Origin of the sequence: Rhodomicrobium udaipurense JA643, from assembly GCF_000636015.1 — a bacterium.
GTDB lineage: Bacteria > Pseudomonadota > Alphaproteobacteria > Rhizobiales > Rhodomicrobiaceae > Rhodomicrobium > Rhodomicrobium udaipurense.
Map to the genome: position 1 here is coordinate 1 of NZ_JFZJ01000104.1, position 11408 is coordinate 11408.

The following is an 11408-nucleotide window of genomic DNA, read 5'->3' on the forward strand; positions in this document are numbered from 1 at the left end:
ACCCTTGTCGCGAATGACGTTGGACGCGACTTCAATGCCCTGAAGGCCGCCGATGCCGGAGCCGATAAGGACGCCCGTGCTGTTCTGCTCTTCGTCGGTCTTCGGCGTCCAACCAGCGTCGGCGAGCGCCTGATCGGCCGCGGAGATGGCGAAGACGATGAAATCGTCGACCTTCCGCTGCTCTTTCGGCTCCATCCAGTCATCCGGGTTGAACTCCCCGGCGCCTGTGCCGCGTGGAATGAAACAGCCGATCTGGCAAGCGAGGTCTGAAACCTCGAAGTCTGTGACCCGGCGCGCTCCGCTCTTGCCAGCGAGGATGTTGGACCAGACGGTGTCCGTTCCGGTGCCCAGAGGCGTAACCAGACCGATGCCAGTGATAACGACCCGCCGCATCTTGCCCTCCGAATACTACTGATCAAGGCCGCCGCGCAGTGAGCCGTGCTCACCGTCGAACGGCAGGAGGAAAAGAACCTCCGCCGCGACGGTGGACGTTATGCGCTGCTCTCGCGAGCCGCTTAAGCCTTCGTGGAATGGCTTTCCAGGAAGCGGATCGCGTCGCCGACGGTCTGAATCGTCTCAGCGGCGTCGTCCGGGATTTCCACGCCGAACTCTTCCTCGAATGCCATCACGAGTTCCACCGTGTCCAAGCTGTCCGCGCCCAGATCGTCGATGAAGCTGGCATTTTCAGTGACCTTGTCGGCTTCGACGCCAAGATGTTCGATGACGATTTTTTTAACGCGGTCCGAGATATCGCTCATTTTTTCCTCACGGTTCCCCAAGTGATCAAGCGCCTAACTTTACTTCGATTAAGCACAGAAGCTTTCTATTCCGCAACACATCGGACTTCGACTGCACCCGGGCGCGATGTGGCTGGTAGCATTGAAGCTTTGGAGGGGGAAGCCCTTTTTTAGGGCATCGCCACCCTCTTTCCACCTTATCTTCAACTTGCGCGCCTGGAAGTTTTCCGTCCGAGTGACTGGCACGGTCTCAGACCATGATCATACCACCGTTTATGTGGAGCGTTTCTCCGGTAATATAGCGGGCTTCCCCGCTTGCCAGAAAGACGACAGCGGCGGCGATGTCCTCCGGCTTGCCAAACACGCCGGCAGGGATCGTGGCGGCAATCGCCTCCGTCTGTTTTTCATTCAGCGCGTGCGTCATCGGCGTCTCGATGAAGCCCGGCGCGATGCAATTGGCGGTGATGTTGCGCGAAGCGACCTCGCGCGCGAGCGACTTCGTCATACCGACGAGGCCCGCCTTGGACGCCGCGTAATTCCCCTGCCCCGGATTGCCGATCACGCCCGATATGGACGCGATGTTGACAATGCGGCCGTAGCGCTTCTTCATCATGTTGCGCAGCGCGGCCCGGCAGAGAATAAAGGAGGACGTGAGATTGACGGCGATGACGTCGTCCCACTCATCGTCCTTCATGCGCATGAACAAATTGTCTTTGGTGATGCCCGCGTTGTTCACGAGTATGTCGAGCTGGCCCATCGCGGCTTCGGCCTGACCGACAAGCGCGGCCACCTGCGCGCGGTCCTTGAGATCGCACGGAAGCACATGCACGCGGCTACCGATCCGGCCCGCGACTTCGTCGAGCTTTTCGCGGCGCGTGCCCGACAATGCAACCGTCGCACCCTGCGCATGCAGCGCGACTGCGACCGCTTCGCCGATGCCGCCTGACGCGCCAGTGACGAGCGCGGATTTCCCAGTCAAATCGAACATATAGGCCATTCCCGCTTTGCCGTCAGCCTTCGCCGCGCGCCTTTAACCAGTCGCCGAAAGACTTGATGTCGTCTGCCGTGCCCACCGAGCGGGCGTCCGCTTCGCTGCGGATACGCTTCGCAAGTCCGGTCAGAACCTTGCCGGCGCCGACCTCGAATAACGTGGCGACGCCATGGTCGACCATGTACGCCACCGATTCGCGCCAGCGTACAACGCCCGTGACCTGCTCGACCAGAAGCGATCTTATCAGAGATGGATCGGAAACGGGAGCCGCCGTGACGTTCGTCACAACGGGCACCTCGGGAATTTTGAGATCGAGCGCCGCGAGCGCGGTCGCCATGCGTTCGGCGGCGGGGCTCATCAGCGCGCAATGGAAAGGCGCGCTCACCGGCAACGGCACAGCGCGACGAATGCCATATTCCGGCGCGAGCTTGGCCGCGCGATCCATGGCGGCCTTGGAGCCGGAAATGACAATCTGGCCGGGCGCGTTGTCGTTCGCGACCTGCGCAACCTCGCCCTCGGCGGCTGCGGCGGCGAGCTTCGTCGCGGAGTCGATCTCCGCGCCGAGAAGCGCAAGCATCGCGCCCTGCCCTTGCGGCACGGCCTCCTGCATCGCAGTGCCGCGCAACCTCAAAAGCCGCGCAGCGTCGGCAACGGAAAACACCCCGACGGCCGCTAGCGCCGAATATTCGCCGAGCGAATGACCGGCGACATAGACCGGCTTGATCGCTTCCCAGCCATATTCGTTTTTCAGGACGGAGAAAGCGGCGAGCGAAACCGCCATCAGCGCGGGCTGCGCGTTAAAGGTGAGCGTCAGCGCCGCTTCTGGGCCTTCCCACATAACTGCGGAAAGCTTTTCTCCGAGCGCCTCGTCGACTTCATCGAAGACGGCGCGGGCGACAGCGTAGTTCTGCGCCAGATTCTGCCCCATGCCGACAGTCTGACTGCCTTGGCCGGGAAATGTAAATGCGAAGGTCATGCGGTTTTTCGCGTCGTCAATCGCGGGTAAAATTTTACGTGATCGAGGTTAGTTCGCTCACGTCTCGTGGCGCCAGAGACACGTTTCCAAGCAGGCTGTCAAGGGCGCACGATCAACCGTCGCCGCGCCATTTTCGCGCCCGCGCAGTGCCCGCAGGAGCGAAATGTCGATGACAACGCCTGACAAGCAAAGGTGTTGCACCGCGCGCGCTTTCTCTTATAGTACGCGCACTGTCCGGTTTGAGGCTGAACGGAACCGGGAGGCTATTCCCTGCTGAAACGCGCGCTTTTTTGCTCGTTTCGACAGTGTCCTCTTTCGAAGGTGGCTCTGCCGCCGTGGTTCCCGTGTCTCTGCTCTGCTTAAGATCCTTCTGGCCTTTCAAGGCTTGACGGGGGCTCTGCGCCGGACATTCGTTCAACCAGGGAAAGGCCGTTATGCCACTTTACGAGCATACCTTTCTTGCGCGTCAGGATGTCACGGCGCAGCAAGTGACTGGTCTTATGAACACCTACAAGGCCGTGATCGAAGAACACGGCGGCAAGGTGTCGAAGACCGAGTATTGGGGTCTGAAATCGACCGCCTACAAGATCAAGAAGAATCGTCGCGCGCATTACGCGTTCTTCAATATCGACGCGCCCCATCAGGCGGTGCTCGAAATGGAACGCCAGATGGGCATTTCGACCGACGTTCTGCGCTTCCTTACAGTGCGCGTCGAGGAACTCGACGAGAAGCCGTCCATCCAGATGCGCAAGCAGGACGAGCGCGACCGTGAACGCGGCGACCGCGATCGCGGCGGCGACCGTGGCCCGCGCGGCCCGCGTCGCGACTTCGGCGGCGGCGGTGGCGGGTTCTCCCGTGACGGCGATCGCGGCGGATTCTCGCGCGATGGCGAAGGCGGTGGCCAGCGTTTCGGCGCCCGGCCCCCTCGGACTGAAACCGCTGCGCCGGGAGGTGACGAATGAGCATGCAAGGAACGAGCGGCGGAGCGCGCCGCCCCTTTTACCGCCGTCGCAAGACGTGCCCCTTCTCGGGCGAGAATGCGCCGGTCATCGATTACAAGGACGTGCGGCTTCTTCAGCGCTTCGTTTCGGAGCGTGGCAAGATCGTGCCGAGCCGCATCACGGCGGTGTCCGCGAAGAAGCAGCGCGAGCTGGCCAAGGCCATCAAGCGCGCGCGCTTTCTCGGCCTGCTCCCCTACGTGCTGAGATAGGAGCGAGGCGACATGCAAGTTGTTCTTCTTCAGCGCATCGGCCGCCTCGGCCAGATGGGCGATGTCGTAAAGGTGCGCCCGGGTTTCGCGCGCAACTTCCTGCTCCCGCAGGGCAAGGCGCTCCGCGCCACGAAAGAAAATCTCGTTCGCTTCGAGAAGGAGCGCGCGCAGCTTGAGGCTCACAACCTCGAACGCAAGCAGGAAGCCGAGACCGTCTCGAAGAAGCTCGACGGTCAGCGCGTCATCGTGATCCGGCAGGCTGGCGATTCGGGCCAGCTCTACGGTTCGGTGTCGACGCGCGACATCGCCGACGCGGTGACCGCCAGCGGCTTCACCGTGGATCGCGGGCAAGTGCTTCTCGACCATCCGATCAAGACGCTCGGCATCCACGATGTCCGCGTCAGCCTCCATCCGGAGGTGTCGGTGCGGGTTTCCGTCAACGTGGCCCGCACGGAAGAAGAAGCCCTGCGTCAGGCCAAGGGCGAGGACGTGCTGCACGAGCGCGACGAATATGCCGCAGATTACGCTGCCGAGCAGGCAGCCATCGCGGCGGAGACGCTGTTCGAGGGCGAGGAAGCCGTCGAGGAGTAGTTGCGCAACAATCGTTGCTCTATCGGAAGGCGCAAGATCGTTTCTTGCGCCTTTTTTTATTTTACATGCATTTCATTGCTCATTGCGTTTCCCGCATGGCAGCATCCCAAAATCGCGAATTCTCCAGAAGTATAGTTGATCCGACTTTTGTCTAAGCCTAGCGTTCCCGAGCTGGCCCTGCGCCGTTCGACGCCCGGCCTGAAGCTATCACGAAAAAACAGCAAAGAAGGTGTGGCCGTGACAGGATCGCGCGTGCTCAACCGTGCGCTTCGAAGCAAGATTATGTCTGCTTCTGAAGCCGCGGCTCTAATCCCAGCAGGGTCTAACGTCGGCATGAGCGGGTTTACCGGCTCCGGTTACCCGAAGGAAGTGCCTGCGGCGCTGGCCGAGCGTATCAACGCGCTTCACGCAGACGGCTTCGATTTCAAGATCAGCGTCTGGACCGGCGCATCGACCGCACCCGAGCTCGACGGCGCGCTCGCCGCGGTCGACGGCATCGAGATGCGGCTGCCGTATCAATCCGACCCGGCCTGTCGCGCGCGCATCAACGCCGGACAAATGGACTACATCGACATCCATCTCTCCCACGTCGCGCAGTTCGTCTGGTTCGGATTCTTCGGCAAGCTCGACGTCGCGGTGGTGGAAGTCGCGGGTATCCTCGAAGATGGACGGCTTGTTCCGGCTACGTCGATCGGCAACAACAAGACGTGGCTCGATCAGGCCGACAAGATCATCCTTGAGGTCAATAACCGCATCAACCCCGCCATGGAGGGGATGCACGATATCTATTACGGCACCGCGCTTCCGCCGCATCGAAAGCCCATTCCGCTCGTGACGCCGAGCGACCGCATCGGCGAGCCTTACTTCCGCTGCGATCCGTCGAAGATCATCGGCATCGTCGAGACGCACGCCTACGACCGCAACTCGGCTTTCACGCCGCCCGACGAGACATCGCGCCTCATCGCCGGCCACATCCTGGAGTTCCTCGCTCACGAGGTCAAAAAGGGCCGCATGCCCGAAAACCTGCTGCCGCTTCAATCGGGCGTCGGCAACACGGCGAACGCCGTGATGGCGGGGCTTGAACAGGGCCAGTTCGAGAACCTCACGGCCTATACCGAAGTGCTTCAGGACGGCATGCTGCACCTTCTGAAGCGGGGCAAGATGAACTTCGCCTCTGCGACGGCCTTTTCGCTGAGCCCGGAAGCCGTGGACGACTTCAACCGCGACGTCGATTTCTACCGCGAGCGCGTGGTGCTGCGCCCGCAGGAAATCTCGAACCATCCCGAGGTGATTCGCCGCCTCGGCGTCATCGCCATGAACGGCATGATCGAGGCCGACATCTACGGCAATGTGAACTCCACGCACATTCGCGGCTCGTCCATCATGAACGGCATCGGCGGCTCGGGCGATTTCGCGCGCAACGCCTACCTGTCCTTCTTCATGACGCCATCGACCGCGAAGAACGGCCAGCTCTCCTGCATCGTGCCGATGGTCAGCCACGTCGACCACACCGAGCATGACGTGCAGGTGATCGTGACCGAGCAGGGCCTCGCGGATCTGCGGGGGCTCACGCCGAAGCAGCGCGCGAAGGTCATCATCCAGAACTGCTCGCACCCGAGCTATCGCGCGGCGCTGCAAGCGTATTATGAGCGCGCGCTCCGCGAATCTCCCGGCCGCCATACGCCGCATATGCTCAACGAAGCCTTTTCGTTCATTCAAAGCTGGAAGGCCGAGAAGGCTGCGATGGAGGTGGAGAAGGCGATCCACTCCGGCCTCGCCGCCACGAAAGTGCCGGCCTGATATTCGCAGGAGCCCGCGATTGTGGCGGGCTGTCTTGTCGAGCCACGTCCAAAAAAGACGGCGCGGGTTTTCCCGCGCCGTCTTGGCCGAATTGCTCCGTGTCACCCCGGAGCGATTCGTCCCCCCAAATCATCCCTACTGCACGCGTTTCCAGGTGCGCGATTTACAGATCAGTCCGCCTGCCACGCAGCCTTCGAGCTTCACCTCATCCTTGCTCACGGATGTGACGTATCCCGTGTACGTTTCGCCGTCCTCGCTGTTGTAGAGCTTGCCCTTCCACTTGTCCGCGCCGGCCTTGGTCGCGCCGTTCATGAGCACAACGCCCGCCATGGAGCGGCCCTTGAGCTGCGGGTTGGGGTTTGCGTCGTCCTTCTCGCGGCCCTTGCCGGGTTTGACGACCTTCACGCAGATGCCACCGCCACACGAATAAACCGAAACGATGCCGCCCGAATCCGCGTCGCGCCAATTACCGATGGCGTCTTCGGCCGCGCCCCAGGCCGAAAGCGGCAATGCGACGGCAAGCGCGCAAGCGCCCGCGATGGCGCGGATGCGCCGTCCCTTGATCATCTCCATCCCCTATAGTCTTGTGCGTTATTCTGACAAAAATGTCAGTGTGCCGCTCACGCTATCACCGGCGGAAAATTCCTCAAGTCAAACTTCAGTTGAAGGCGCGCTTTCCCGCACGCGCTGAGTCGGGTTGCGGCATGCACACTGTCAAGGCGGCGCTCGTAACATTAAGGACTCGTCCAGCGGAATCATTCCGCTGTGCACGCTTGGCGAATCGAAGCCCGGGCCGCCTTCGGGAAGGATCGCGAATCGGGTCTTATCGCGCTCATGAGACGTTCCCCCGCCCTTTCCGCCGTTCCTGCCAGGTCCGCCCTGGCGGAAAGCATCGAGTCCCTGCCCTTCCGGCAGGCCCCGCATAACATCGAAGCCGAGCAGGCGCTGCTCGGCGCGGTGCTGATCAACAACGAATCGTTCGACCGCGTTTCCGGCTTCCTTGAGCCGAATCATTTCTTCGAGCCGCTCCATGGCCGCCTGTTCGAGATCATGGGCAAGCTGATTCAGTCCGGCAAACACGCGTCGCCGATCACGCTCAAGACCTTCTTCGATAACGAGCCGCCCATCGGCGAAATCACCGTTGCGCAGTATCTCGGCCGCCTTGCCGCCGCCGCCACGACCATCATCAACGCGCAGGCCTATGGCCGCACCATCTACGACCTCGCCGTGCGCCGCGAACTCATCCTCATCGGCGAGGACATGGTGAATGTCGCCTACGATTCGCCCATCGAGCAGCCGCCGGAGCGCCAGATCGAAGAGGCCGAGCAGCGGCTTTACGACCTCGCCGACAAGGGCAAATACGGCTCGGGCTTCATGTCGTTCGGCGACGCGACCATCGAAGCGGTCGAGATGGCGGCACGAGCCTATGAGCGCGACGGCGGCCTGTCGGGCCTCTCGTCCGGCCTGACCGACCTCGACCGCATGATGGGCGGCCTGCAAAACTCCGACTTGCTCGTGCTCGCGGGGCGCCCGTCGATGGGCAAGACCGCGCTCGCCACCAACATCGCCTTCAATGTCGCGAAGGCCTACCGCACCCGCCAGAAGGAAGACGGCACCACAGAGGCTCTCGACGGCGCGGTCGTCGGCTTCTTCTCCCTCGAAATGTCGTCCGAACAGCTCGCGACGCGTATCCTCGCCGAGCAGGCGCAGATCCCGTCCGAAAAGATCCGGCGCGGCAATATCTCCGACGTGGAGTTTCAGCGCCTTCAGCAGGCTGCGATGGAACTGCAAACTCTGCCGCTCTTCATCGACCACACAGGCGGCATCTCCATAGCGCAGCTTGCGGCGCGCGCCCGTCGCCTGAAGCGCCAGAAGGGCCTCGGCCTCATCATCGTCGACTATCTCCAGCTTCTCACCGGTTCGGCGAAGCGCTCGCAGGAAGGCCGCGTGCAGGAAGTTTCGGAAATCACGGTCGGCCTCAAGGCGCTGGCGAAGGAACTCGCGGTGCCGATCATCGCGCTGTCGCAGCTCTCGCGTCAGGTGGAAAACCGCGACGACAAGCGCCCGCAACTGTCAGACCTTCGCGAATCGGGCTCGATCGAACAGGATGCCGACGTCGTGATGTTTGTCTTCCGCGAGGAGTATTATGTTTCGCGGAAGGAGCCTTCGATGACGAAGGTGGAAGAGCACCAGAAATGGCAGGATGAGATGGATCAGGTGCAGGGCCTGGCCGAGGTGATCATCGGCAAGCAGCGCCACGGCCCGACGGGCACGGTCCGGCTGCAATTCCAGTCCGAAATCACGCGCTTCGGCGATCTGGCCGATGACCGCCGCGTGCCAGAACGGTACGAATAGGCATGGTAGCGACAGGCATGGACACGGGGTTTTCAGAGGCGGTGGAACGCGCGCTTGCTGCGGCTCCAGCCTCCGCCAACGGCGTGCTGGTGATCCGGCTTCCCGCGCTGCGCCGCAACTACCGTCGCGCGGCCGAGGCCTCGCTCAAGGCCGAGACGGCCGCGGTGGTGAAGGCCGACGCCTACGGCCTCGGCATCCAGCCTGTCCTGACGGCGCTGCAAAAGGAGACGGCCCGCACCTTCTTCGTCGCGACGCTCGACGAGGCGCTGGCCCTTCGCACATTCGCGAACGACGCCACGATTTACACCCTGAACGGGCTGATGCCGGGCACCTCCGCCGTCTACCGCGACGCGCGGTTGCGCCCGGTTCTGAACAGCCTCGCCGAAGTTGAGGAGTGGTCCGCCTACTGCCGCGAGCACGAGGCGCGCCTCCCCGCCGCGATCCAGTTCGACACGGGCATGTGTCGCGTCGGCCTCGAACCGGAAGCCGCCGACGCTTTGGCCGCTAGGTCGGAGCTATTGCAGCCGTTTCGCCCGGCCGTGCTGATGAGCCATCTCGTGCGCGCGGACGAGCCGATGCACCCGCTGAACGAAGTTCAGTTCAAGCGCTTCGAGGCGGTGACGTCGCTGTTTCCCGGCATAGCGAAGAGCCTCGTCAATTCGGCTGGGTGCCTGCTTCGCCGCAAATATCACCTCGACCTCGCGCGCCCCGGCATTGCGATCTACGGCGGCAACCCGCAAAAGGTGGAGCCGACGCAATTCGAGCCGGTCGTCTGGCTGTTCGGACGCATCGTGCAGGTGCGGCACGGCGAGAAGGGCTTCACCGTCGGCTATGGCGCGACGGAGACGCTGAAGCGCGACAGCCGCATCGCCACCGTCGGCGTCGGCTATGCGGACGGGTATTTCCGGGGCGTTTCGTCGTCGGACGCGAAGCCGGGCGCGGTCGGCCATATCGGCGAGCACGCGCTTCCGCTTATCGGCCGCGTGTCTATGGACCTGACGACCTTCGACGCGACGGATGTGCCGGAAGCGCTCGTTCATCGCGGCGGTTTCGTCGAGTTGCTCGGCGAGAAGACCACGGTGGACGACCTCGCTCGCCACGCAGGCACCATCGGCTACGAAGTGCTGACGTCGCTCGGGCGGCGCTATCACCGGGTCTATGTCGATGAGTAAGGGCGCGGCGGATTACGTCTGCCAGTCATGCGGAGCCGTCTCGCCGAAATGGCAGGGCAAGTGCCCCAGCTGCGGCGACTGGAACACGCTCGTGCAGGAAATGGCGGCTGTGTCCGCGCCGGGCGGCGTCGGGCTGAAGGCGAAGCGCCGCGCTAAGGCCTGCGCCGTCGAAAGCCTCGACGCGGAAGGCCGCGACGTGCGCCGCATCTCGTCCGGCATCGGCGAACTCGACCGCGCGGTTGGCGACGGCTTCGCCCAGGGGTCCGCAGTGCTGCTTTCGGGTGAACCCGGCATCGGCAAATCCACCCTCCTGTTGCAGGCCGCCGCCGCGATCGCCGAACAGGGCCACAGCTCGCTCTACTTTTCCGGCGAAGAGGCGACCGACCAGATTCGCCTGCGCGCCCAGCGCCTCGGGCTATCGAAAGCGCCGCTCGGCCTCGTGGCGGAAACCTGCGTGGAGCGCATCCTCGCCACGATTGAGCAGGGCGCGCCGCCCGATTTCGTGGTCATCGATTCGATTCAGACGCTTTGGACCGAGAGCATCGAGTCCGCGCCGGGCACCGTCAGTCAGGTGCGCGCAAGCATGCAGGCGCTGATCGCCCTGGCGAAGACGAAAGGCCCGGTGATTGTCGTCGTCGGGCATGTCACCAAGGACGGCCAGATCGCCGGGCCGAAGGTGATCGAGCATATGGTCGACACCGTCCTTACCTTCGAGGGCGAGGGCGCTCATAATCTCCGCCTGCTCCGCGCGACCAAGAACCGTTTCGGCGCGTCCAACGAGATCGGCGTCTTTGACATGCATGGCGACGGTCTTCGCGAGGTGTCGAACCCGTCAGAGTTGTTCCTCAGCCTCGATCATTGCGACGCGGCGGGAAGCGCGATCTTCGCCGGGATCGAGGGCACGCGCCCGATCCTCGTCGAGGTGCAGGCGCTGCTTTCGCCCTCGCCTTATGCCGCCCCGCGCCGCGCCGTCGTCGGCTGGGACACGAACCGCCTCGCCATGATTCTCGCCGTGCTCGAAGCGCGCTGCGGCGTCAAGATCGGCCCGCAGGACGTCTATCTGAACGTCGCCGGCGGTCTTCGCATCACGGAACCCGCCGCGGATATGGCCGTCGCGGCCGCGCTTTTGTCGGCATTTACCGGCATTGCGCTGCCCCGTGATGCGGTCTATTTCGGCGAAGTCGGGTTGTCGGGAGCGCTGCGCCCCGTGCAGCAGATGAGCGTCCGGCTGAAAGAGGCGCAGAAGCTCGGCTTTCGCCAGGCTTACCTTCCGTCGGCCGGAGAAATTTCCGCAAGCGGTGTTGCCGTGAAATTAACCCGGCTTCCGCAATTGAAAGATTTGGCTACTCTTTTCGCGTAAACCGCCGTAGAAGGTGCATGCGTGAACGGTCGCGATCTGCATGAAAGGGAAGGCTCATGCCGATTCAAGGGCTCGACATCATACTCGTTGGAATCATGATCTTTTCAGGCTTCCTCGCCATGCTGCGGGGCCTGACGCGCGAAATGCTGTCCATCATGTCATGGGCGCTGGCCGCCATCGTGACGCTGCTCGCCTATTCGCACTTCAAGGACGACG

General features: G+C 63.0%; 13 protein-coding genes. 8 read left to right on the forward strand and 5 right to left on the reverse strand.

From position 1 onward, the window contains the following. The 4 genes from T281_RS13175 to fabD form a co-directional block, all read right to left on the reverse strand. Positions 1–393: beta-ketoacyl synthase N-terminal-like domain-containing protein (locus T281_RS13175; RefSeq protein ID WP_037239860.1), on the reverse strand; the 393-nt coding region annotated here is incomplete at its 3' end. A 122-nt stretch (positions 394–515) separates the two neighbouring features. Then, on the reverse strand, positions 516–758 hold the full coding sequence (locus T281_RS13180) for an acyl carrier protein (RefSeq protein ID WP_013418615.1): 243 nt from the start codon (positions 756–758) through the stop codon (positions 516–518). A 229-nt stretch (positions 759–987) separates the two neighbouring features. Next, complete coding sequence (gene fabG, locus T281_RS13185) at positions 988–1725, reverse strand: 3-oxoacyl-[acyl-carrier-protein] reductase (protein ID WP_037239878.1); 738 nt, start codon at positions 1723–1725, stop codon at positions 988–990. A 22-nt stretch (positions 1726–1747) separates the two neighbouring features. Beyond that, positions 1748–2704 carry an ACP S-malonyltransferase gene (gene fabD / locus T281_RS13190; RefSeq protein ID WP_037239864.1) on the reverse strand — a complete coding sequence of 319 codons (957 nt, stop codon included), beginning with the start codon at positions 2702–2704 and terminating at the stop codon, positions 1748–1750. 434 nt (positions 2705–3138) lie between these two features. Between fabD and rpsF the strand changes: the two genes are divergently transcribed. The 4 genes from rpsF to T281_RS13210 all read left to right on the forward strand — a co-directional run bounded on the left by rpsF (position 3139) and on the right by T281_RS13210 (position 6305). After that, complete coding sequence (gene rpsF / locus T281_RS13195) at positions 3139–3666, forward strand: 30S ribosomal protein S6 (protein WP_037239867.1); 528 nt, start codon at positions 3139–3141, stop codon at positions 3664–3666. After that, complete coding sequence (gene rpsR, locus T281_RS13200; protein ID WP_013418619.1) at positions 3663–3914, forward strand: 30S ribosomal protein S18; 252 nt, start codon at positions 3663–3665, stop codon at positions 3912–3914. Before rpsF ends, rpsR begins: the two co-directional genes overlap by 4 nt. Positions 3915–3926: 12 nt before the next feature. Further along, positions 3927–4505: a 50S ribosomal protein L9 gene (gene rplI, locus T281_RS13205; RefSeq protein ID WP_037239870.1), complete on the forward strand. Its 579-nt coding sequence runs from the start codon at positions 3927–3929 to the stop codon at positions 4503–4505. Positions 4506–4787: 282 nt separating this feature from the next. Beyond that, on the forward strand, positions 4788–6305 hold the full coding sequence (locus tag T281_RS13210; protein ID WP_210336142.1) for an acetyl-CoA hydrolase/transferase family protein: 1518 nt from the start codon (positions 4788–4790) through the stop codon (positions 6303–6305). Positions 6306–6440: 135 nt separating this feature from the next. Here T281_RS13210 and T281_RS13215 read toward each other — a convergent pair whose 3' ends face one another. Then, positions 6441–6872, reverse strand: coding sequence for a DUF2147 domain-containing protein (locus T281_RS13215; protein WP_037239884.1), 432 nt, complete (start codon positions 6870–6872; stop codon positions 6441–6443). 267 nt (positions 6873–7139) lie between these two features. On the opposite strand from T281_RS13215, the gene T281_RS13220 reads away from it, so the two are divergent. From T281_RS13220 to T281_RS19750, 4 genes are all read left to right on the forward strand, one after another. Next, a complete protein-coding gene (locus T281_RS13220; protein ID WP_245269243.1) occupies positions 7140–8660 on the forward strand; it encodes a replicative DNA helicase in 1521 nt (506 codons plus the stop codon). 2 nt (positions 8661–8662) lie between these two features. Next, a complete protein-coding gene (alr, locus tag T281_RS13225) occupies positions 8663–9832 on the forward strand; it encodes an alanine racemase (protein WP_245269244.1) in 1170 nt (389 codons plus the stop codon). Continuing rightward, positions 9825–11192 (forward strand): DNA repair protein RadA, encoded by a 1368-nt coding sequence (radA, locus tag T281_RS13230; protein ID WP_037239875.1) that lies wholly within the window; start codon positions 9825–9827, stop codon positions 11190–11192. Before alr ends, radA begins: the two co-directional genes overlap by 8 nt. A 56-nt stretch (positions 11193–11248) precedes the next feature. Then, positions 11249–11408, forward strand: a 160-nt coding sequence (locus tag T281_RS19750) for a CvpA family protein (RefSeq protein ID WP_202901745.1), incomplete at its 3' end; no start/stop codon positions are given.

What these genes read in the sequence shown, in the direction of transcription:
- alr (WP_245269244.1), top strand. Translation starts at nt 8,663, where the DNA reads ATGGTAGCGACAGGCATGGACACGGGGTTTTCAGAGGCGGTGGAACGC.
- T281_RS13210 (WP_210336142.1), top strand. Translation starts at nt 4,788, where the DNA reads ATGTCTGCTTCTGAAGCCGCGGCTCTAATCCCAGCAGGGTCTAACGTC.
- radA (WP_037239875.1), top strand. Translation starts at nt 9,825, where the DNA reads ATGAGTAAGGGCGCGGCGGATTACGTCTGCCAGTCATGCGGAGCCGTC.
- T281_RS13180 (WP_013418615.1), bottom strand. Translation starts at nt 758, where the DNA reads ATGAGCGATATCTCGGACCGCGTTAAAAAAATCGTCATCGAACATCTT.
- fabD (WP_037239864.1), bottom strand. Translation starts at nt 2,704, where the DNA reads ATGACCTTCGCATTTACATTTCCCGGCCAAGGCAGTCAGACTGTCGGC.
- rplI (WP_037239870.1), top strand. Translation starts at nt 3,927, where the DNA reads ATGCAAGTTGTTCTTCTTCAGCGCATCGGCCGCCTCGGCCAGATGGGC.
- T281_RS13215 (WP_037239884.1), bottom strand. Translation starts at nt 6,872, where the DNA reads ATGATCAAGGGACGGCGCATCCGCGCCATCGCGGGCGCTTGCGCGCTT.
- fabG (WP_037239878.1), bottom strand. Translation starts at nt 1,725, where the DNA reads ATGTTCGATTTGACTGGGAAATCCGCGCTCGTCACTGGCGCGTCAGGC.
- rpsR (WP_013418619.1), top strand. Translation starts at nt 3,663, where the DNA reads ATGAGCATGCAAGGAACGAGCGGCGGAGCGCGCCGCCCCTTTTACCGC.
- T281_RS13220 (WP_245269243.1), top strand. Translation starts at nt 7,140, where the DNA reads ATGAGACGTTCCCCCGCCCTTTCCGCCGTTCCTGCCAGGTCCGCCCTG.
- rpsF (WP_037239867.1), top strand. Translation starts at nt 3,139, where the DNA reads ATGCCACTTTACGAGCATACCTTTCTTGCGCGTCAGGATGTCACGGCG.